The sequence below is a fragment of the Bacillus sp. BSL6 genome (assembly GCF_052928345.1).
Map to the genome: position 1 here is coordinate 150,052 of NZ_JAVGCW010000004.1, position 21,846 is coordinate 171,897.

The 21,846-nt window shown below is 31.6% G+C and carries 27 protein-coding genes and 1 pseudogene; 6 read left to right on the plus strand and 22 right to left on the minus strand.

The genetic code is table 11. The features are described 5' to 3' along the window. Positions 1–47: 47 nt before the first annotated feature. Positions 48–443, plus strand: a complete 396-nt coding sequence (locus RCJ96_RS14815; RefSeq protein WP_416504547.1) for a RidA family protein — start codon at positions 48–50, stop codon at positions 441–443. A gap of 722 nt (positions 444–1,165) precedes the next feature. Here the strand turns inward: RCJ96_RS14815 and RCJ96_RS14820 are convergent. The 5 genes from RCJ96_RS14820 to RCJ96_RS14840 all read right to left on the minus strand — a co-directional run bounded on the left by RCJ96_RS14820 (position 1,166) and on the right by RCJ96_RS14840 (position 5,635). Beyond that, a complete protein-coding gene (locus RCJ96_RS14820; RefSeq protein WP_416504548.1) occupies positions 1,166–1,981 on the minus strand; it encodes a YwqG family protein in 816 nt (271 codons plus the stop codon). 78 nt (positions 1,982–2,059) lie between these two features. Beyond that, positions 2,060–3,685 carry a DnaJ family domain-containing protein gene (locus RCJ96_RS14825; protein WP_446699811.1) on the minus strand — a complete coding sequence of 542 codons (1,626 nt, stop codon included), beginning with the start codon at positions 3,683–3,685 and terminating at the stop codon, positions 2,060–2,062. Between the two features lie 89 nt (positions 3,686–3,774). Beyond that, positions 3,775–4,140, minus strand: coding sequence for a hypothetical protein (locus RCJ96_RS14830; RefSeq protein WP_000432681.1), 366 nt, complete (start codon positions 4,138–4,140; stop codon positions 3,775–3,777). 259 nt (positions 4,141–4,399) lie between these two features. Continuing rightward, positions 4,400–4,771 (minus strand): YxiJ-like family protein, encoded by a 372-nt coding sequence (locus RCJ96_RS14835; protein ID WP_242303825.1) that lies wholly within the window; start codon positions 4,769–4,771, stop codon positions 4,400–4,402. Between the two features lie 12 nt (positions 4,772–4,783). Next, positions 4,784–5,635: a patatin-like phospholipase family protein gene (locus tag RCJ96_RS14840; RefSeq protein ID WP_074568999.1), complete on the minus strand. Its 852-nt coding sequence runs from the start codon at positions 5,633–5,635 to the stop codon at positions 4,784–4,786. Positions 5,636–5,814: 179 nt separating this feature from the next. On the opposite strand from RCJ96_RS14840, the gene RCJ96_RS14845 reads away from it, so the two are divergent. Then, the gene (locus RCJ96_RS14845; RefSeq protein ID WP_000522480.1) at positions 5,815–6,192 is read left to right on the plus strand and encodes a PH domain-containing protein; all 378 of its coding nucleotides are present in this window, start codon (positions 5,815–5,817) and stop codon (positions 6,190–6,192) included. A 121-nt stretch (positions 6,193–6,313) separates the two neighbouring features. Here the strand turns inward: RCJ96_RS14845 and RCJ96_RS14850 are convergent. The 5 genes and pseudogenes from RCJ96_RS14850 to RCJ96_RS14870 form a co-directional block, all read right to left on the minus strand. Continuing rightward, positions 6,314–6,787 (minus strand): annotated as a pseudogene (locus tag RCJ96_RS14850) (GNAT family N-acetyltransferase); the annotation flags it as partial. Further along, positions 6,788–7,309 carry a YfiT family bacillithiol transferase gene (locus RCJ96_RS14855; protein WP_000999078.1) on the minus strand — a complete coding sequence of 174 codons (522 nt, stop codon included), beginning with the start codon at positions 7,307–7,309 and terminating at the stop codon, positions 6,788–6,790. It lies immediately after the preceding pseudogene. A gap of 16 nt (positions 7,310–7,325) precedes the next feature. Continuing rightward, positions 7,326–7,853: a GNAT family N-acetyltransferase gene (locus RCJ96_RS14860; RefSeq protein ID WP_242303824.1), complete on the minus strand. Its 528-nt coding sequence runs from the start codon at positions 7,851–7,853 to the stop codon at positions 7,326–7,328. Between the two features lie 63 nt (positions 7,854–7,916). Further along, positions 7,917–9,239 carry an FAD-dependent oxidoreductase gene (locus tag RCJ96_RS14865; RefSeq protein WP_270795772.1) on the minus strand — a complete coding sequence of 441 codons (1,323 nt, stop codon included), beginning with the start codon at positions 9,237–9,239 and terminating at the stop codon, positions 7,917–7,919. A gap of 82 nt (positions 9,240–9,321) precedes the next feature. Further along, the gene (locus tag RCJ96_RS14870; protein WP_270795773.1) at positions 9,322–10,101 is read right to left on the minus strand and encodes an undecaprenyl-diphosphate phosphatase; all 780 of its coding nucleotides are present in this window, start codon (positions 10,099–10,101) and stop codon (positions 9,322–9,324) included. A 132-nt stretch (positions 10,102–10,233) separates the two neighbouring features. Here RCJ96_RS14870 and RCJ96_RS14875 point away from each other — a divergent pair, with 132 nt between their 5' ends. Further along, positions 10,234–10,440, plus strand: coding sequence for a hypothetical protein (locus RCJ96_RS14875; protein ID WP_416504550.1), 207 nt, complete (start codon positions 10,234–10,236; stop codon positions 10,438–10,440). A 52-nt stretch (positions 10,441–10,492) separates the two neighbouring features. Here the strand turns inward: RCJ96_RS14875 and RCJ96_RS14880 are convergent, their stop codons facing one another. The 4 genes from RCJ96_RS14880 to RCJ96_RS14895 form a co-directional block, all read right to left on the minus strand. After that, complete coding sequence (locus tag RCJ96_RS14880) at positions 10,493–10,873, minus strand: nucleotide excision repair endonuclease (protein WP_001048949.1); 381 nt, start codon at positions 10,871–10,873, stop codon at positions 10,493–10,495. 77 nt (positions 10,874–10,950) lie between these two features. Continuing rightward, a complete protein-coding gene (locus tag RCJ96_RS14885) occupies positions 10,951–11,514 on the minus strand; it encodes a GNAT family N-acetyltransferase (RefSeq protein ID WP_074610900.1) in 564 nt (187 codons plus the stop codon). Positions 11,515–11,541: 27 nt separating this feature from the next. Next, positions 11,542–12,114: a hypothetical protein gene (locus RCJ96_RS14890; RefSeq protein ID WP_270795777.1), complete on the minus strand. Its 573-nt coding sequence runs from the start codon at positions 12,112–12,114 to the stop codon at positions 11,542–11,544. 180 nt (positions 12,115–12,294) lie between these two features. Further along, positions 12,295–13,725 (minus strand): PQQ-dependent sugar dehydrogenase, encoded by a 1,431-nt coding sequence (locus RCJ96_RS14895; protein WP_270795779.1) that lies wholly within the window; start codon positions 13,723–13,725, stop codon positions 12,295–12,297. Between the two features lie 135 nt (positions 13,726–13,860). On the opposite strand from RCJ96_RS14895, the gene RCJ96_RS14900 reads away from it, so the two are divergent. Beyond that, the gene (locus RCJ96_RS14900) at positions 13,861–14,118 is read left to right on the plus strand and encodes a hypothetical protein (RefSeq protein WP_416504551.1); all 258 of its coding nucleotides are present in this window, start codon (positions 13,861–13,863) and stop codon (positions 14,116–14,118) included. A 91-nt stretch (positions 14,119–14,209) separates the two neighbouring features. Then, entirely contained in the window at positions 14,210–14,389 is a 180-nt protein-coding gene (locus tag RCJ96_RS14905; protein ID WP_416504552.1) for a hypothetical protein, read from the plus strand. Positions 14,390–14,509: 120 nt separating this feature from the next. On the opposite strand, the gene RCJ96_RS14910 is transcribed toward RCJ96_RS14905, so the two are convergent. The 8 genes from RCJ96_RS14910 to RCJ96_RS14945 form a co-directional block, all read right to left on the minus strand. Next, complete coding sequence (locus RCJ96_RS14910) at positions 14,510–15,172, minus strand: serine/threonine protein kinase (protein WP_175574546.1); 663 nt, start codon at positions 15,170–15,172, stop codon at positions 14,510–14,512. Positions 15,173–15,480: 308 nt separating this feature from the next. Next, positions 15,481–15,918: an NUDIX hydrolase gene (locus RCJ96_RS14915; protein ID WP_270795782.1), complete on the minus strand. Its 438-nt coding sequence runs from the start codon at positions 15,916–15,918 to the stop codon at positions 15,481–15,483. A 203-nt stretch (positions 15,919–16,121) separates the two neighbouring features. Beyond that, positions 16,122–17,237, minus strand: coding sequence for an NAD(P)/FAD-dependent oxidoreductase (locus tag RCJ96_RS14920; protein ID WP_074610912.1), 1,116 nt, complete (start codon positions 17,235–17,237; stop codon positions 16,122–16,124). Positions 17,238–17,362: 125 nt separating this feature from the next. After that, on the minus strand, positions 17,363–18,016 hold the full coding sequence (locus tag RCJ96_RS14925; protein WP_071728995.1) for a YdeI/OmpD-associated family protein: 654 nt from the start codon (positions 18,014–18,016) through the stop codon (positions 17,363–17,365). A gap of 148 nt (positions 18,017–18,164) precedes the next feature. After that, entirely contained in the window at positions 18,165–18,932 is a 768-nt protein-coding gene (locus tag RCJ96_RS14930; RefSeq protein WP_074610916.1) for an arylamine N-acetyltransferase family protein, read from the minus strand. A 138-nt stretch (positions 18,933–19,070) separates the two neighbouring features. Further along, on the minus strand, positions 19,071–19,574 hold the full coding sequence (locus tag RCJ96_RS14935) for a MepB family protein (RefSeq protein ID WP_175574547.1): 504 nt from the start codon (positions 19,572–19,574) through the stop codon (positions 19,071–19,073). Between the two features lie 105 nt (positions 19,575–19,679). Then, on the minus strand, positions 19,680–20,051 hold the full coding sequence (locus RCJ96_RS14940) for a DUF4180 domain-containing protein (RefSeq protein ID WP_074610919.1): 372 nt from the start codon (positions 20,049–20,051) through the stop codon (positions 19,680–19,682). Positions 20,052–20,187: 136 nt separating this feature from the next. Further along, on the minus strand, positions 20,188–20,880 hold the full coding sequence (locus tag RCJ96_RS14945) for an HAD family hydrolase (RefSeq protein WP_139302926.1): 693 nt from the start codon (positions 20,878–20,880) through the stop codon (positions 20,188–20,190). A 261-nt stretch (positions 20,881–21,141) separates the two neighbouring features. Between RCJ96_RS14945 and RCJ96_RS14950 the strand changes: the two genes are divergently transcribed. After that, a complete protein-coding gene (locus tag RCJ96_RS14950; protein ID WP_416504553.1) occupies positions 21,142–21,678 on the plus strand; it encodes a DinB family protein in 537 nt (178 codons plus the stop codon). Positions 21,679–21,846 lie beyond the last annotated feature (168 nt).

Here is a 21,846-nt window from a genome sequence, read left to right on the forward strand (position 1 = left end):
TGAAACCTAATATAAAGAAAATAAGATATTCAAAGAGGAGAAGAGCCATGCAAAAGAAATTTATCAATCCAGAAACGATGCCACCAACTTTTGGATACTCACATGTAGTGGAAGTTAGTAACGCTAAACGAACGATTTACATATCTGGACAAGTAGCAATTAATACAGACGGTCAAATTGTTGGAATTAATGATTTAGCTACACAAACACGACAAGTATTTGAAAATATTAAAATCGCATTAGAAACGTCAGACTTAAATTTCAATGATGTAGTAAAATTAACATTTTTCTTAACAGACATTTCTCAAATGACCATTGTTAGAGATATTCGAGATCAATACATTGACACTAATAATACACCAGCAAGTTCAGCTGTCGAAGTTAGAAAGTTAATTAACGATAACTTATTAATTGAAATCGAAGCAATTGCTGTAGCAAACTAATTTTAAAAACTTATTATGAATCATATCCATGCAATTCGTTTAATGTGTTCATTTAAAACGAATTGCATTTTTTATTGTCTTAAATATAATTTATATCTGGAGACATTATCATCAACAACTCATAAAACAACAACAAATAAGCACACAATTGATTACACAGAATGAATCTGATGAAAAGGGAAGCGTAACAATATAAACTAACATATAATAAGTTTATTACTTTTATCCAGTTAACATAATATATATTATAGGAAGTTATAGAAACAAAGTAATATCAGGTATCAAAATACAAGTAAACTATACTTAATGAGACGAAACAGAGATTTTTAATGAGATTCACATAAAATCTTCTTTAAACGCATTTATACAGTTTTTTATCTTTTTTTAGTTATAAATTCATCACAGCAAATCTTAATTGATTATTGATTAAGATTTAACGAATCAATAACATTTTTGATCAGTAACAATTTTTTATGCGGAAAAATCTTTTTACAAAATATAAATTAATAATTTTATTTTATGTTGTACTTTATAAATTTATTGCTATTTACACACGTTTTACAACTTTACATTATTTCTTGTTATTTCTGTTATTTACGCTTGACTTTTATTATTCGTATTATCTTACACTCTAGTTAACATAACGTTTATTTTTAACATAAAAAAATCTCCCTCACCTTCAGGAAGATTTTTTAGCTTGCTAGTATTTCATTTATATCTTTTTAGTAGCAATCCCAGTTGTAAATAACATTGGAAAAATCTAGATTTAACAAATCTTCTTTTTTAATAAAGAAATTAGCAACACCAGAATCTCCCCACATAATATTTAATGAGTCGTCTGTATCGATTTGTAGTAATAATATATCATGTTGTTGGTATTTTTCTTCCCATTCCCTTGGATCTGTCTGTGTAAAAAATGGATAACCACCAATTTTATGTCCGAAATCTTTACATAAATCATCATACAGTTCGCCTAATTCTGTATTATTTTCTTCATCAACAATTTCTTCCCAATCAATACCCTCACTAAACATCTTTTCAAATCGATAATCTCTAGATGTTATGGGTTGATAATCTAATTCAAATTGTAATTTTGCTGCTTCAGGTATGATAAAGTCTTCTATTTCTAAAATGTTTAAATAACTAAAATCAGTAATTACCTTATTTAAATCTTCAGTAATTGTAGAATGATAAATAATTCGAAAGTCTTTTTGGATTGTTGGGTGATCAAAATCTGCTCCATAAAGCTCATCATCAGTACTTACGAAAAACTGCAATATTCCTTTTTGGGGCATATATTCAACATGCGGAATTTCTTCAAAATTTAACTGCGCAAGTAACATCATAGGTTGTCCATTTGAATCTTTAGGATGCTCTTGATCTATAGGTAAATACGGATAACCACCAAACTTACTCTCAAAAAGAGTTGTCTCTGTTTTCGTTCCAGTCACTTTAATATACGGTTTTACACTTTCTTCTAAAATAGTACGATACTGTTCTAGTTCTTTCGGAATTTGAAGTTGATACGTATTTTTCATCACATTTGCCTCCCTTTCATAATGAATTGAAAATGCCTTACTTAATTATATAGCAAGAGATAGCTTTATTAAAAATTGTTAAAAGTCCGTTTTCACCCTCGTTTTTTGCGCACTTGGTGGACAAAGTAGATTATGTTCTAAAACCTTTTTATTAATAGTTCGAATTAAATCTGCTGCTTCTGCAGTATTTGTATTTTCTTTTAGTTTTTCTTTTAAATCATCAATTTCCTTTGAAAGCTCAATCCACCTAGGTAAAACATGATTATTTTTCAAAGTTCTATACAGTTGCTTTTCAGGATTATACGAAAGGTCTTTATCAAGATTAAGAGGTTTCCCTTTACCAGGTAAATGATCGAAAGCCCCTTTCTTTTCTGCCTCTTTAACGATAGAACTAATATGATCCTCATACGTATAGGACCAAACTTTCTCATCTTTTACTAAAATCTCTTGCTTTTTTAGTTTTTTATCTAGTTCTTCTTGATTCATAGATTCTCTCTCCTTTTTATTTTTTAGTGTCGTTTTTGTAAGTTCTAATGCCCTTAATCCATCGAATAGTTTTTCTCGCCACCACACGCTATCATGTCCGCCTTGGAACTCTTCATAAGTGGTTTGGTATCTATTTTCTTTTAAAGCTTTATATAGGCGTCTATTAGCCGTTAAAAGAGGTTCATTTTCAAGTTCACCTACTGCTATGTAAGAATATAGATGAGTCGCATTAGAATTTATTGATGAAATTTGATTTTCAATCCAAGGAATTGTATTTTCATAATCATCCTTTTTCCAATGTACGGATCCAGACATTGACAACACATTTCCGAAAATATATGGATTTTGAAGTGCTGCATAAAAAGCTGCTAGGCCACCAAGACTGAAACCTGCAATTGTTGTATGTTTTGCTTTTTGATACACATGATATTTAGTTTGAATCCATGGAAGTAATTCCTTCGTTAAAAATGTATTCATTTTATCGTTATAAGTTAGCTCTTCTAATCGATCAACAGGATCTATAGCAACAGCAATACACGATGGGATTTCTTTTTCATAAATTAAATAATTAAGTGTTTTTGTGATTGAAAGGTCATTAATGAATGAATTCCCATCAAATACAATGAGAAGTTCTTGAAGATGTGAAGTGTGAGAATAATCATGAGGCGTATAAATATGAAGTTTACGTGTGTTATTTAAAATTGAACTATAAAAAGAATATGTTTCAATCTTTCCGGATGGATAATGATTTGAAGGGAAACGACTGCTATACTGCACTTCTATATCTATTTTTAACACAGACGCTTTATTGGCACCTTCTCCAAATACATTTTCATTGAATCGGTCTAGTCGGTACTGTTCACTACGCTTTATCCAATCATTTTTGAAAAAATCATTTACTGTAAAATAATAAGTTGAAATGAACCTCTTATTCGTCCTAAACGTAACATACCAAATATCTGTCTGTAACAATCGTTGTAATTGATTTACAGACAGATCCCAACCAGGAAAACTACCGACTACATAAACATTTTCAGTATTTTGATCACCTAACCATATATACGTTATAAGTTTATACTGATTATCTATAGGACATTGTTCTACAAGTGGTGTATGATTTGACTTGATTTCATCCAAAAAAGTATAAAGAGCTTTTTCGTTTCCATTCTTTAATTGATTTTTAAGCTTCTCTAACGTAGGGCTGATTATTGTAGTCACCTCTCCTCCTCCTTTGTAGTATTCTATATGTAAGTTTTTTCATTAGAATCCCTATATAAAAGTAGTCGTAATTTATGTGTTTAGAGCAGTTATTGATTAGAAAAATGATCAATTGCTTGAATAGAAAGTTCCAATGATTTTATTCTTCTTTCTAAAAGAGTTCTTTGAGGACTCCCGAGCTTTGACTTAACATAAATCTTTTCAATTGATGGAAGCAAACCAATTAGAACATTTCGAGCGTCTGCTAAATCCTCTTGCGTGTAATGGTGGGTTTCTTGATTCCAAATACTTTCTAACATAGCTAAGCCGATACTAGCTGCTTTGAGTCTTTTTTTCACTAAAGTAGTGTTTGAGCCTTTTTGAGTCATCTGAGATAGCGCATTTTCAAGTTTACGGATTGTTGACTGTAAAGATTTAATTGATTCTACTTTATCTACATTTGATACGTTTTCCATATTAAACCTGTCCCTTCTTTGTTGCTAAATTAGTTTTCTTGATATTTGATCATACCATTAAGAAATGAATTTTACTCGAAATATTTGAGTTGGACATGAATTTAAAGGGAAACAACTAACAAACTTCTCTCTCCTCCCTCACACCTATTCTATATGTACTTCTTTTTTCTCGTTAAAATACCTACATGGATAAGTTGTAAATATTGTATATTTTATGAACAAAAAACGTACAAGCAGCATCACTTGTACGTTTTAATTTTTATTCAGTAAGATAATAAAGTAATAGCTTACGGGTCTTTTCATAATTCATGAAATCTCTATATAAAATGGGATACTTCATAATCTCTGTTTCTAGAAAACAATATTGTGGAAACCATTCAAAAAACGATTTCCTTAGCCATTTTATTTGATTGAACACAATCTCCTGTTCATTGTTATTAAGTACGTAACTTAAAGTACCTGCTGTATGCATCCAATAATAATTTAAATCAGCGCTTATACAATCATCTTCTGTAAACATATTATTAAAATCTTTTCGTATTTTTCGAATGTCACAATTCGGAAACGGTTTATACAGCAGACTAGGCATTTTCTGCAATTCATTAAAAATAACCCTTTTTCCTAACTTCAACTTTCCACCCCTTTATTTATCTATCCAATTTAGTAAGTTTTTATAATGATATTGAGCATCTGTATAGCCAAGATTATATAAATTAACGAGCTTTTCTTTACTTCTTTCTATTCCGCTTATTGGAAGCTGTACGCTAGGCTGAATAATATAAAAGTTGTCTTTTTGTTTTATTTGATTCATATAAGATATCGTCTCATTATAAAAACGATAATGTTCAACTAAAGATTCTGCGATATTCGGATATTTCCTATATAAAATTTTAGCTAGGCCAGAAAATTTATTTCGCTGTTTCTCATATCCTTCTGGTTTTGTCATAATTACAACGTTCTTTTCATAACCATCAGTTTGAGCTTTTAAAACTGGTATAGGATCTATAATCCCTCCATCTAGTAATTTGCGATTATCATATTCTACAGCAGGCGCTATAAACGGCACTGAGCTAGATGCACGAATGATTTTTAAAATGTCATTTCCGTGTTCTGCTTTATTATAATAAATAGCTTGTCCTGATTCGCAATCAGTCGTCCCTATAACAAACTGTTCATTTGAGTTTAAGAAAGTTTGAAAATCAAATGGGACAATTTTATTAGGTACTTCATCAAATAAAAAGTCCATTCCGAATAATTCACGTTTTCGAATCAAATTTCGATAAGATATATAACGGTGATCTGCAACTAACTCTGTATTTACTTTTTTATTTCTCCCTTTTTGACGTGACAAATACGTTGCTCCCATACAAGCTCCAGCGGATACGCCAACTACATAAGGAAAGAATAAGTTCTTTTCCATAAAATATTCGAGTACGCCTGCCGTATATAAACCTTTCATTCCTCCGCCTTCTAATACTAAACCGATATTTTTCATGCTATATCCCTCTGCTTCTTTTTTCTTACTTTCATATTAGCATAAGATATTAAGATGAGGTTATATAAATGAATTGCAATAATAACCAGAAACTACTAAAGTAATATCATAATTTCTTAGTAAATAGCATGGTACAATATAAGTAACACATTCCACAAATAATGGAGGAGGAATTTCCTATGGGTTTATTTAGCGGTATTTTAGGAAATGCATCAAATACGAGTACAGAAAGTGTAGAACGTGATTTAGAGAAGATTATGTTAGACGATGAGAAAGTTGAACATGCTTATAAATTAATTCGTGATTTAATTGTATTTACAAATCGTCGTCTTATTTTAGTAGATAAACAAGGAATATCAGGTAAAAAAACTGAGTATCATTCAATCCCTTATAAAAGCATTACACAATTTAGCATTGAAACAGCTGGGCATTTTGATTTAGATGCAGAACTTAAAATTTGGGTATCTAGTTTGAGTACACCAATTACGAAAGAATTTAAAGGTGACGATAGTGTTTTAAGCATTCAAAAAGCGTTAGTAACATATACGACGAAATAACGCTTTTCTGTATGTTTATTCATATATAAAATTACTAACCCGAGTATTTTGGAAGAATATTCATCGTTTTTGTATATTTAATCTAAAATAACATAAAAAGGTAAAGCGTATTTTAAACGCTTTACCTTTCTTTTTTGTAATAAATAAGTGTAGTTTTATCATTTAATTTCTTAGTTTCTTCTGTTCTTTTATATCCCATCTTTTCGTATAGAAAACAATTTCTTTCTTCTTCTAAAATCGTAGCAAGTTCAAAACTTCGTGCTTCTGGAAACATCTCTTCAATTAAAATAAGTACCTTCTGAGCAATTCCTTTCCCTTGATAGATTGGATGAATAAACATTGGACTAATCCAAAATTTATAAGGTAGTTCTTTTTGGGATATACATATCGCTCCAACAAGTCTCGAATCTATTATCATCTTATAAAAATTACTGCTGGGATTATTTATTCTAAAAATAGTTTTTTCAATAGATTCATTTGCTGGGTTTGTTTCGTAGTCTTTATATTTATGTAATAAAGAGCTAAATGAGTCTATTTGCATTTGAAATAAAACTGCTGCATCACTTTCTGTTGCCTTCTCTAATGTAATCTCCATCTACCAATTTAGTCGTTTTCTTAATGAAGTTATATGAGCTGTATGATGACGACCATGCCATGCATATAGTCCAATTGCAACAGCAAGTTTTGTTTCACCAGTCTCTGGATGATTAAATGTCTTTTCTAAATCTTCAAGTTCTAAAGAATATAAAAGGTTAACCCATCTTTTATGTAATGACTCTAACATTACTAGTGAAACATCTACTGGTAATTTAGAATCAGGTAATTCTGCCCACTTTTCTTCTTTATATGGTTTAATCGTTGGATTCTTTTCTGTTAGTGCTAATTTAAAGCGTATATAGCTATTCATGTGGCTGTCAACAACGTGATGGACTACTTGACGAACTGTCCATCCACCAACGCGGTACGGTGTGTCTAACTGCTTCTGATCTAAATCTTTAATAGCTTTCGTTAGTTCATTAGGTAAATCTTCAATTTCTTGAATCCATGTATCTATCATTTCTTCCGTTATAGGACGTTTGTATGTAAATTGCCCAATTGGATATCGTAAATCATTCATGAATAAGTCCCCCTTCTTATAAGCGCGAATTATTTCTCCAAATATAATGTACAAAATTCACCTGTTCCCCATTTAATTGTACAGATGTTGTATCTGCTTCGTTTTGATAAGAAGAAAATCCGCTTTTTTCTAGTACAATTTGTGATGCAAGATTATTAGAAGTTGTTTTAGCATGAACCTCATTAATTTTATTATTTTTCGCTACGTCTAAAATTAATTTTACGGCTGCTGTTGCAACTCCTTTTTTAGTAAATTTTTCTCCGACCCGATACCCTAGCGAGCTAATTCGAGTTTCTGTATCTATATCTACTAAATTTATTCGTCCTACAATTTCTTTTTCTTCATTACGAATTAAATAAAAATAAGAATTTCCATCTGCCTGTTCTATTAATAAATCGTCTAGTAGTTTTTGGAAATATTCAAATTCAAAATATTTTGAGCCACGATTTGGTACCATTGTTTCAAAAAAAGATTTATTCGTAAGTTCAAACGTAAATAAATCCTTAGCATCGTGTTTCTTTAATTGTTCTATGTATATTTTCATTTCGATTACCCCTTCTATATCTACTAACTGTTATATATTCTTTTTTAATCAACTATTTTCCTGCTATTTCTTTTGTTTTAGTAACACAGCAAGTAGTACTTTTGGATGAAATAGGTGAAATGGACTACGAATTAAATTCATCACTCGTACTAACCGAATATAAACATCAGAATTACTTGCGGATAGTCGATATATTTGTTTTGTATACCATAGCTGAAATTTTTGTTTTGTAGTTAATGCTCTCTGTAGCTGCGGGTGACGTGATATTTCCGTTGTTGTCATATCCCAAGGGGTTTCTATTATAGTAGCTGCCTTTTTATAAAATTGTTGTGTAAATGTTTTATCAAGTTGTTTTCTACCTTGCAGAAGCAATTGCAACTGGTGAGCTTCCATAGCAGCAACTGATACGCCTTGGCCGAAAACGGGATCAAAACGACAGTGTGCATCTCCAACGACTAATAATCCTTCTGGCATATTTGTAGTGAGATCAAATCTCCGACGTACTTGATAAGGAATTTTATACGTTTTGATATCTGAAATTGCCACAGCTTTGTTAAGAAAATCTGTAACATTAGAAATTGATAAGTTTTCAGCAAAATCATAAAACTCATCATCTGTTTGTGGTGCTTTCTCATTTGCGTATCCACTGAAAGTAACAAAATAACGATTATCTTCTATCGTTTGAATAAGAACGCCATAAGGATTATCAGGGAAACTCGGAGACATTAGCATATTACAGCAGTCTAATTTCTCATTTTCTTTAAGTTTGAACATTTTCGTTGCGTAAAATAAATCAATACGAACTTTCTCTTCTTGTATTTCAATTCCGTATTCTCGTAACCACTCTATACTTTTTGAGCCAAATCCACTCGCATCAACAACAAGATCTGCATGAACTTCTTCTTGTGTATCAGTCTCTAAATATTTAACTTTTACTCCACACACTTTGTTAAGCTTTCCGTCTACCAATAACCCTTTAACTAATGTTTCATAGTTAATAGTAATATTTGAAATTTGATGTATTCGTTTTTGGATATTCCATTCTAGCAAAGGACGACTCTGTTGAATCATATGTACTTCCCCTATGAATGGCTGTTTCCATAAACCAAATTGATGCCATTTTAAATCACGAGTAAAGTTATTTACGATACTACCTACTTCTATTAATTCATCCGTAATATTAGGAAACAATTCTTCAATTGCGTTTTCTCCACCTTTTAATAACACATGAGGATGATTACTTTGTGGAACTCTTTTTCTCGAAGACTTTCCATCCCATCTTTCACCAGCTTCTATAATGATTACCTCTTTAAAAGAAGTTGATAATGCTTTTGCTGCGAACTTTCCTGCCATACTTCCACCAATAACGATAGCCTTATTAAACATGTTTTCCCCCTTAATAAAAAGAGATCCTGCCTTGTATGAATGAAACAGGATCTTAAACGAATTAACTTCTTTATCATTATACTTAAAATACATCAGTAAATTGCAACGTTAAAATTAAAATACCTAATCCCCATACGTAATACGCGAATACTTTTAAGGAGTGACGTTTTAAATATTGAATCATCCATGAAACGGCTATGTATCCAAAAAACGCTGCTGATAACGTTCCGATAATTAAAGATGTACTAGAAATAGATTCTGCTTTCCCTTGAAAAACATCTGCAAATTGCAAAATGATAGCTCCAACAATAGCTGGTGTCGACAGTAAAAAAGAAAAGTAAGCCGCAGTTTCGCGGTCTAACTTCCTCCATAATGCAGCGACGATTGTCATACCAGAACGAGAAATTGCCGGAAAAATAGCTGCCGCTTGAAATGAACCGATGATAAATGCGTCTTTATATGTTATGTCATCCATTTTTTTACGACCATTCTTTTGTTTATCTGCCATGTAGAGAAAGAATCCGGTCACTAAAAACTCCCAACCGATTGTGATTCCTGTTTTTGAAATATCTTCAAAGAAGTCTTTAAACAATAAACCAATTACAACTGCGGGTATCGTCCCAACAATAAGTAAAAACATCAGCTTTGAAAACGGATTTTTGATTAAATATATAAATTCTTTTTTGTAATAAATAAACACCGCAAGTAAAGTCCCGATATGCAGCATCGTATCTAAAAATAAGCCTGCTTCATCTAATTGAAACAAATGCCTTCCTAAATAAAGATGACCTGTACTACTTATCGGTAAAAACTCTGTTAAACCTTGTATGATCCCTAATATAAAAGCTTCTAACCAATTCATGATGGTCCCCTTTCTTGTTTGCTTGTACCAATATATGAAGGTTAAATTTTCGATATGAAAAAAACTGTATTTCTCTATGAATTTACTTTTAATTCATGGATATATATGTAAAAAGGGATAAGGAGGCTTACTATGTGGAAACATACAAAATTCGGCAATGTATTACTGTGGATAGGACCTATCCTTGTATTTGTAGGGTTATGTATGACAAATGTTATTTCTGATATTCCTTTCTTTTTTGGAAAACATAAAACAAGTGGAATCGTACTTATATGTATAGGTGTAGTTTGTTTTATTGCTGCTAATCATTTAAAAAAAGGAGAAAAATATGAGGACTAAATCTAAATAAAAAACAATCCCAGTATATGTACTAGGATTGTTTTTTTATTACTTATTTATAGAATACTTTATCAACGTTATATTTCGCTTTGTATTCGTTAATGATATATGTTTCGTAAATTTCTCTTTCTGTTGGATCTTCTACGATACATGCATCAATACGGTATACTTCATCACGGTGATTTTTAATTGGTGAAACATTGTCTTCGAAATGCTTCTTAATACGTTGTCTAATTTTACGAGCTTTACCTACGAAAAGAAGTTCGTCATTAATATTGTAAAACATAAAAATGCCGCCTTTATCTCTAGGGAACAAGTGGAAGTCGATAAAACCATTGATTGGCGTAATTCTTGGCTCGTCTCCTCTAATAACTTGTTTACGTTCAGTAATTGTAACATCAACTTCAGGGATACTAATTTTAATCAAGTTCATTCACGTCCTCTTTTATTATAAAGATAAATAATAGCATACATATGTAAGAAAAGCTACGTTCAGAGCCATATTTCATTTTATAATTCAAATATTATAGGTGTATCATATAAACTCTTCTTCCAAATCATATGATCACTTGATTCTCCCCAATAATCCTTCAGTACATAACTAGGCTCTCCAAACTTCTTCGTCCATATACTTTGCGCTTTTTTGTATCCACTATCTAAACAGTACTCTGTTATACCTTTGCTAAGTAGCGTAAGAAATATTGCATTTAGTAGTAAACTCCCGATACCCTTTTTTTGATACTCCGGCAGTATAAAAGCAGTTCCTATTTCATACAAATCCTTAAGTACACCGCCTGTACAACTATTAATCAATGTACTTGCTGGACCAACTTCGATTGTACCAATGATTTTATCGTTATTTGTATCTATTGCTAATAAAAAGTAACGTTTTTCTCCATTACTATCAAAATCTGTTTTCAAATATTGCTTTTTCATGTTAATTTCATTTTCTATGTCATCCAATAGTTGTGATAATCCTTCGTCTTTATATGTATTCGTAATAACTATACGGAAAAATAAGTGTAGTTCCTCTAAATCATCCGAATTTGGTCTCCTAATTGCAACGTTATACATGTTTTAAGTCTCCATTCTATACAAGTGTTAAAACCATACTCTATATACTCTATTCAACAATATTCTACAAAGCCCTGCATAGATCCAGCAGTATAGAAAGCTCAGTATAAATATTGATAAAATAATTTTTATATCCATAGTTGTATGAATAGTAGGACCAAGTACTGGAAAACGGAAAATATCGAGAACTATCATAATTCCTATAAGTAGACAAATTGCAGAAAAGGAAACAACCCAAATTCTCCTCTTGAATTGTATAAAGGAAAGCCCTAAGGCTATACCTAATAAACCTGTAGTAAAGGGAAAAACAATTAGTTCACTTGGCTCAATAATAAATAATAGGAGAATAGTAAGGAAATAAGAAAGTACTCCCTCACGAATAGAGTAGCAAACAGCCAAAAAAATTGGTAACGTCGCAAAAGGGCTAATAAATAACCCTATACCAGGAATTAAGTTACCTGCTGCTTGAAACATGGTGGCCAAAGCACTCATCAAAGCTGTAATGACTACTTTATTTGCTAGGGACAATTTTTTTATATGAACAAAGTCACCATTATTCTTTATCATAAGTTGACACCAATAACGTACAAATCGATTCATCAAAATACCCCCTAAAGATATTTAATTCATCACTCTCTATTTTATTCATACACTATTGGTTTATGAGCTGTTTTCTACTTGTTATGAGTACTATACAATAAAGGGCTTTTAGGGGGAGAACTTGTACGTTTTAAAACAAAGGGAATTCCTTGTATGATTAAACTACGAGTGTATATCGTATTAAGGGATAATCTCAAAAATGGTACCTTTGTTAAAATCAGTTACTTTCATAGAACCGTAAACTCCTAAATATAACCTAGTTTGATCCAAATTTGTTCCTAAACTCATATAATAAGCTGCTTGCGTACCAAAATCATAATCAGTTTCAATAACATGAAAATCAGTATGTTTACCATCTGTACCTGCTCTAGTATATGCTAATACACCTTTAACTGGCGGCCGAGACTCTTCTTTCTTAGCAAGGTCGGTAAACACAACGCTACCATGTAAATTCGGGATTGCAGTTCCCATATATGGCTGAACTCCTGTTAGAGAAGTCCCGCCAAACTTATCTGGTCTCGGGTCTTTATGAAAGTAACTAATGAGTGGCTGAATTCGCTTCACTGATGTTTCTATTGTTTCATTATAATAAGTCATTGTTCTTTCGTCTAAAGTAGGATTCTCTGTACAGTGCCTTATAAAAGAAGTAGGTAATTCTCCTTCCCATCCTCTCCAACCAAAATTAATAAATCTATCTTGATTGGAAGTGAGTCTCATTACATGCATTTGAACAAGTTCGGTAACCGGTATTGGTTTATATTGAACAAATGAAAAAATAGACTCTACAATATCTTGCCCGACATTACCGGCGTATTTGATATATTGATTATAAAATCTTTGGAATGAAATACCGGTTATATTACGAACACCTTTCGCAATTAATGTAAGTGTTTCTTGTATAGATAGAGGAAGTTCATTAAAGCGTGTAACGACTGGAGGATTATTTATAAATGTATTTTTACTTACATCGATTTCAATAATTTTACCTGCTATTTCTAAATCATCTTGGCTTAAATTGAACGGATCATAACCCGAGCCACCATCTCCATTTGTAAAAACAAGTTTCCCCGTCTCTGGAGAAAAGTTTAAAGTATTTACTCCATTATGATTAAAAAATGGGCGTTTTATATTAAGTAATGTTCTACGTTTTTGAGGGTGACCGTTTGATTGTAAAATCCATTCTTCAATTGTATCGATATGATCATATTGCGTATCTCTATTTAGCCATTTTAAATTTAAAGTTTTCGGGTCACAAGGATTCGGTTTAAATTGTTCAGAAAGTGCACCTGGCCCTTGGGTTCCAGCGACAGAATAATGAAGATAAAATAAACCGTTTTGATAAAATTGTGGATGAAATGCTAGTCCAAGCAATCCACGTTCATCATAGCCGCTACTAGCAACACCTTCTTCAAATGTACCTAATTTAATAATTCGCGGACGAATATTTAAAAATGTTTTTATGACTCCATCTCCTATGTAGAAAACCTCTCCTAATTGCGTTGCGATAAATAGCCTTTCAGCCGATTCACCTGGAAGAATAGCTGTTTTTATTACTGTGGGTAAATTTATGTTATGAACAATGGGTCGTAAACGAACTTTAACTTTTGTCAATTAACTTTACACCCCTTTTTATTCTTTTTAATAGAAGAGTATGATTAGAGGAATCTTATTAGTATCAAAAAGAGTAATTCCTTTTTATTACAATTTTGTATATAATATAATTATAAATAAACTAGGGGGCTACTTATGACACTATTACTACAAATCATCTTACCACTTATAGTTGCACTATATTTATTTACCCTCTATCGTAATACAACTATTGGAAAAGCCGCTTTTCTTTTAGCGGTCATTATTGGGATTTATGGATTAGAGAACATTTTTCAACATGCTCATCTAACAGATCATGTTATTTATCCATATTGGAGCAGTTTAAAGGCAATTATTATCGTTTTATCAGTCGTATTTCTATTTAAAAAAGGTGGTTTAACAGGAGAAAACTGATTTGTAATACTGTACATATTTTCTAGTTAAATTGCTTTCATTTCACAAAATAAGAAATGTTTATGTAAAAACAAAAAGGGATGTGTTACATATGTCTATAAATATTATTTCTATAGTTTCTATAATAATATGGATTATGTTGATTACAGAACTTATAAAACCTTCAAAAGAACAGAATGGACGAAAGATAGTAATGTTATTAACTACTGGTTCCGCATCAACACTTATTTTGACGGTTTCATTTATTCAAAATATCCCGTTTTGGAATTGATAGTGATCTAACTAATAAAAATATGTATACATAAAAAGATTAGGACCGTACATATTAGACATATCTAAAATGTACGGTCCTTTCGTTTGTTATTGGTTCAGTTATTAGTATGTAATCCTTTTACAATTTGAATTTCTTTTTAAGCTTCTTATATCTTCTATACGAACGTCTAACAATGTTTAACATAAAATACGGTATTTTAACAGGGAAAGGAAAGTTATAAATGAAAGGCAAATAAAATGTAAAATATGCCTTTTCTAAATCTTTCCACTTACTATCTTCTTTTGTTTTTAAGAAATCAGATACATCGACTACATATCCCCTTCCTTTTTCCATCATCACATTTTTCCCGTGAACATCGCAGGGGGTTAATCCTTGTTCTCTTGCATACTCTAAAGCTTTATTGATATCAAGGATCACCTGCTTAGGGATTTTAATCCCTTTATGAACAGCATCGTATAAGGTAATTTCTTTTAACCGTTTCAATACTATGAAATTTTCTCCTTTATAAATAAGCTTTGAATAAGAAGGATGATTTCCGATTCTGCGGTATACTTCTGATTCTTTTTCAATGCCTTCTCCTTCTCGTGCGTAAACTTTCACTACCCAATCTTTGTATTCTTTGTGCATGAATACTGCGGCATAATTACCTTTCCCTAAACACTTCCAAAGTATGGGAATATCTTTAACTACTACAGGCTCGGATTCATCCTCGCTTCTTATGCTTATCTCTTTTAATAATTCATTCTTTATCAATCCCACAAAACAATTTATACTCATCATTTCCACTCCGGTTTTGCTAAAAGTGGGCCTGCCCACATTTTAACGAAAATATACACTAAGCGAATTTTAGCATAAAACTGGTCATCTTTCTTCTTCAAATAAAAAGATGACTCGTTTTATTTGAACTGTTGAATACTTAATATGTATTCCGCTATACAGAGCCAAAAACCATACAATAAAAAAATATTTCTAACTATTTTTATTTTTCCAGGGGTAACTGTATAGAAAACAACTTGCTACATATGAAGAATAGTAAGTTTTTTAATTGTTCAATTCTTGTTCCACTAACGTCTTTGCTAATACTTTTACTATTTTAATAGTCTTTTGTTTAATTCCCACAATGCTGTTTTGTTGCTATCCCACTTCAAATACGTTATGGCTTCCTCAAAGCATAACCATTTATAATGTAAGTGTTCTTTAGATAATGAGATGTTTTTTGTAGGTACTTTAACTCCAAACGAAAATTCTTTTATTACATAAACGTCATCTCCCCAAAGGAATTCTCCAACTACATCCTCTACTGGTAGTGAAGACACAGAATCTAATTGTATATATGAACATTCTCTTGTAATACCAGCCTCTTCAAACGCTTCACGTTTTGCTGATTCAATAGGAATCTCACCGTCTTCTCCACCACCAGCTATTCCTTGCCAATAACCATAATCACTTCGGTTGAAAATCGCATATTGAATAGAGTTGTTAATTTTTATATAAGGAAATATTAATACTTGATATGGCGCTCTCATTGCTTAACCTCCTCTCCAAAAAAAGCTTTAAATAAATAGAAATAAAGAGCAAACATCACAATTCTACATTAATAATGCAAGTTTATGGTGTCGGCTCTTTATTTTTAAAGAATTTCATTTTTCGTAAACAGTCTTACTCTTAACGGAGAAAAAACTACTTATTTCCTATCGAATTTGCTTAGTGTATTTTTTCATACCCGATGTTATTCAATTGCTCCCGCAACGTCATAATCATTTAAATCTAACTCAATTGGTTGTCCCAGCGCTAACTTAGCAAGTTCTGAACCTAAATATGGACCTGCAGTTAAACCTGAAGCACCTAATCCGTTTGCAACGAGAATACCTTCAAAGTTAGGAAGTGGGCCAATTACAGGTAAGAACCCTGGAGTAAATGGTCTGAATCCAACTCTCGTTTCAAGCATAGTAGCATTTTCTAAGCCAGGTGCAACTGTTAATGCTTTATGGAATACTTCATGTAAACCACCAGCCGTAACACGATGATCGAAGTCAGTTTCATTTTCATGGGTAGCACCAATTACGACATGGCCATTGTCAAATGTTAAAATGTATTGATCATTTGGCGGCATAACAACGGGCATATTTTCTGTTGCTGTATTTTCCATTTGCAAATGAACAATTTGTCCTTTTTGGAATGTAACTAAGAAGTTAATTCCTAATGGGTTTAAGATTTCGTTCGCCCATGCACCTGCAGTTACAATAACCTTTTCTGCTAAAATTGTTTCATCGTTTACTTTAACTCCCGTAATTTGACTACCTTCACGGACTAATACTGCATTGCCTTTTATAAAAGTTGCACCATGTTTTTTCGCAGCACTTATTAATGCATTACGTAATAACCTTCCATTTACTCGTGCAGCACCACTAATATGAACAGAACTATATTCTTCTGATAATGCTGGGAATAATTTTTTCGTTTCTTCAGCTGATAAACGCGTAATTTCACCAATCTCTGGTGCATCTTCACGGCGCTTATAAGCTCGCTCTTCCATTTGATCTAGTTTTTTCTCATCAGTATGTAAACTAATTGCACCTACACGGTTATAACCTGTATCTGTTTCACCGTCTTCTTCTAATTGCTGAATTAACGAAGAATAGTAACGTGCACCGCCTTTAACGATTTTATACCATGCTTTATTACGACGTTGTGAAAGCCATGGACAGACAATACCTGCTGCAGCATCTGTTGCTTGACCTACTTGTTGACGATCCACGATAGTAACGTTTGCGCCAGCTTTAGCAAGATGGTAAGCAGTAGACGCTCCTAAAATACCAGCTCCAACTACAATATACGATTTCATTTCAAACACCTTTTCTCTTTTGCTAATTATTTAAATATAAGAACATACTTTAGTATACTGAAAGGAATCCTTTTTACAATGTGCCAAGCTCAATTAATTGTTGCATCATTGTGAATTACCTAGTTTTACTTTTTCTTTTTACGAAATAATTCAATTGTTTTATATCCTTGTGAAAGAACTTCGATCATTTTCTCAAGACGTTTTTCACGTGTTTTTTCTTGTTTTACAGAAAATAAATTACGTGCCCAATCTTTTTGATATCCAGGTGTTAAACTTTGATAAAACTTAAGTTCATTTGGATGATTTGCTAGCAATGCTTCGACATCTTGAATTCGATCTGCATAATCAGCTACACATTGGCTCATTGCAGGCGTTTTCGTCACTTTTTTCTTCTCGCGCTTTAAACCTACAACGGTAAAGATGTCATCCATACTTACCATTCGAGCAAATTTAATTTCGCTTTCGCCCACATATCCATCTTCTCCAACGTTTAATGCTGGAAACATCTCATCACGGTGAATAAAAGTACTGTAGCGAGAATTACCCTTTTTCGGATATGCGAAGAATATGTATCCTTTTTCAATTAGTAATTCTTCATTACTAATAATAAAATTTGTTTGTTTCACCATTTCATCTAGTGTTTCTACAAAAATAAAAATAGCATCGTGTTCTTTTGAAAAAGTAGTTTCTTTCCCGGTAAAAATGTCATAATCACTTGGTTCATTAATTACGACCATATTTGTATACTTATTAAGCTTTAATTTATCGATTATTGACATAAAAATCTTCCTTTACATTTAAAATTCATTGTTTATCCTTTTTTATACTGTTCTAGTGTATTATATCTATTAAGAAAATCAAACTTTAATAATTGTTTTAAATTAAAATAACCGATTCTTCATAAGAACCGGCTAGCTATTTGTTTTATCATAACTCAATAGCAAATAAAGTATATAAAAGCTCTTTATATTGATCTTCTGTAATTTCACGTTTCGCTTTTTTACCATGAATCATTTCAGTTAAACTAGTATTTGTTAAAGAGACATGGCCAGAGTTCGTCAATTTGACTGCAATTGGTCCTTTATTGAAAATAGATTTCTCATCTTCTACTACTCTTTTTTGAACATCATTCACTACTACCTCATCAATGATACGATTATAAAAAGCGTGACATACTTTCCACTCACCGTTCGTATCTTTTCTTTCTAGAACGTAATTCCCTTTACTCGTATCTTTTCGTCTCACTCGATACGTACCATTTTTAGAAGAAACAGACTCACCAGTAAAAGGTACAGGGACTAGAGGTACTAGTGAAGCAATACCTACATCAATTACGTATCGTACTTTATCATAATTTAGAATAATAGTTATATGTCCATTCTCAAGTGCCCATGCGTTTATATCATTTTTATATACGGTACCTAATGCGAGTTGTACATCATAACCACAATCTTTTAAAAAGTAATAAAAAAGCGTATTTAATTCATAACAAAGTCCACCGCGGGATCTGCTTAAAATTTTATTCTGTAAATTTTCCATAGTAATTGTATTCGTGTTACTTGCTATAACATCTAAATTCTCAAATGGTATAGTGTGTGCAAATGCAAAAAGAATTGTATTTAATTCTTCAAACTTCACTTTAGTACGCTTTGCAAGATTCAATCTTGTAAAAAGCTTATGTTGTAGACTTGTCATAGTCAGCACCCCTTAAAATGTATAAGTTAAACTAGTATATGCTGATTGTAATTTTGATGGGGTACTGAAACAATGTACATTTCGTTTAACTGTACCGGTACAAAAAGTCTAACCAACAAGATTACTTAAGATAAGAAGCTACGAATACAAATGTAATAGTTTGTCTATAGGTAAATTATTATGATCGCTTAAATCAACAAAATACTGAAGTTGCCACATTTGGCTCTTTTTAGCTTGATTACTGACAGGATTATCCCATATAGGATAAATCCTCATAGCCATCTTACCTTTTTGATTTTGTGTTCTCAAGATTTTTTCTTTAAGAAGAATATCTTTAGGGAAAATAAATTGTCCTAGTTTGTTATCATCTATACAAGTAATAACTAATAAGTCAGGAGCAGCGTCATAAGAGAATGCTTGATTTTGCATATTGTCATCTTTCTCCCAAAAAGAAACAAATTGTCCAATTTTATTAGGAGTAATTTTTGATTTTCTAAAACGAATGGTTTTGTTATTTAAGTGAAATAAACATCCTGCATATTCTGCGTTTTGCTTTTCTTCTTTTAGATTCGTAATTATTAAATTGTTAGGTTTGTAAATTATGTTGTTTAAGTTTTGTATCGTATCATTATAACTGTTCAAGAAAACTCCCCCTTTATTCATTTCTTAGTTTAACACAAACATCAGTTCTTATATGTTTTAAATAATAAGCCATATGAAAAAGAGGGGAATTTAACTGAGGTATTATTATTGCTTTAATGTACTTAGTTTTTCAATTGCTTGTTGCTCAGTTGATAAATAAAAAATATCATTTCCTTTATTACATTCATAAATGAAGTCTTGTAAACTTTTACTAGTGTACATGGAGAAATCTCCAATGATTGCGATCTTTACTTTGTAATTTATAAACTTTTGAAGAACATCACCCGCAAGGCGTGTTTTTAGATCGAAAAAATCTTCACTTATTAATGATTTATGGATGATAATATGTTTTGCATCTACCTTATATTGAACTGTTGCCATAGTATCTAATGCAGATTGAACATCGGATATTAACACCCTATCATGTCTTATGATCGCAATATTTATTCCGTCAACTACCACTTTCTTTATTTCCATAGTCTCACCCCTTTATAATTTACACAGTATAAGTAAAATTGTTTTACCAAACTTCGTATTAATCATAGATTATATTAGCCGCAGCTATTAAAATCGCCTCTATTTTTTATTACTAATACGGTCAATGAAATTAATTTTACTTGTTAAAAAAATATTGTGGCGTAACATAACTTAACAAGCTATCCAAAGTGTTAATCTCGGCATATGGTTGTATTTTGGTAGTATTCTTGATTTTCTGAGGGTTAAACCATACACCTTTTATATTTGCATTTTGAGGACCAGCAATATCCTTTTCTAAGTCATCTCCAATAAATAATACATCTTCTGGTTGCACATCAAGTTTATTTAATGCTAGTTCAAATATACGTTTATCCGGTTTACTCAATCCTACTTCTTCAGAAATAATGATCGTATCAAAGTAATTGTTTAAATTTGTGTTAATTATTTTAGCCTTTTGCCTTTGAGTTGAGCCATTTGTTATAATTCCAACTTCAAAGTGCTTCTTTATATGATTTAAGAAATGAATAGTATTTTGATCAAGTAAAAAACATTTAGGGAAATTATTATTCCAAAAATCTTGGATATAATTGCGTGGCAATCTATACTTCGGCGGAAATTCATCAAACAACGATTCTAAAACTATCGTTTTATCACTCATGCCATATTCTCTTTTATCATATTCTTTGAATTTCCGTAGCATATTGTTTTTAACTGTATCACTAACATCCTCATAACACTTTTCTAAAACAAATAAAAACAATGTATCTACTGCCATATCCCTATTAAGTAACGTATCATCTAAATCAAACAGCATAGCTTTATAACTCATCAAACAAATTCACAACCTTTCTATTTTTCCTAGTTATTATCAAAAGTAATAAAAAAGTAATTAATATCCAATTACTTGTAATAGAACAATATTCTAAGAGTTAAATCAAAACCCTTTTTCTGTTTGTTAATTGATGTGAAAGTACACGATTTCGACTAAAGTAGTAGATGGTTTTTTTGTTTTAATTTAGAACTTTCAGATTAATTCAAAACTATTTTGTGATAAGCTATACTTAAAGATTCAATATAAAGGATGATTCGTATGCAAATTAGACCAAAGGCAAGTGAATATAACTCCTATTATGCAACGTATGTTAACTTAGTATCAGACGGAAATATCATACAAATTTTAGCACAACAAATAGAGGAAACGAATCTTTTATTAAAAGAGATTTCTGATAGTGAGGGACTTTTTCGATATGCTCCTACTAAATGGAGTATAAAAGAAGTAATCGGCCATATTGCAGATACAGAACGTGTTATGGCGTATCGCTTGTTATCTATCGCTCGAGGCGAGACAGCAGAACTTCCAGGCTATAACGATGATATGTATGTTCTCAAAGCTACTTTTGATAAGCAATCTATGCAAGATCTTCTTGAGAATTTAATAGTTGTTCGCCAATCTACCTTGCATTTACTGAAAAGCTTAGATCAAGACACTTGGTTACAAAAAGGATATGCGAACAAATCTGAAGTTACAGTTCGTGCATTAGCATACATCATAGCTGGACATGAGCTTCATCATCTACAAATTATAAAAGAACGTTATCTAGGTTCTAATGCATATCCAGTAAGTTAATACTTGAAGAAAAAGAGTCCCATTTATATAGGACTCTTTTTCGCTATTTATAAAATTCACCACATAAGATACAAACTAGCCCTTATAAGGGTACCGTCGCATATCCATCAACTTAAGAATTCAGAATTACCCCAAAACAAAAAAATGCACTTTTTGTTACAAGTTAAC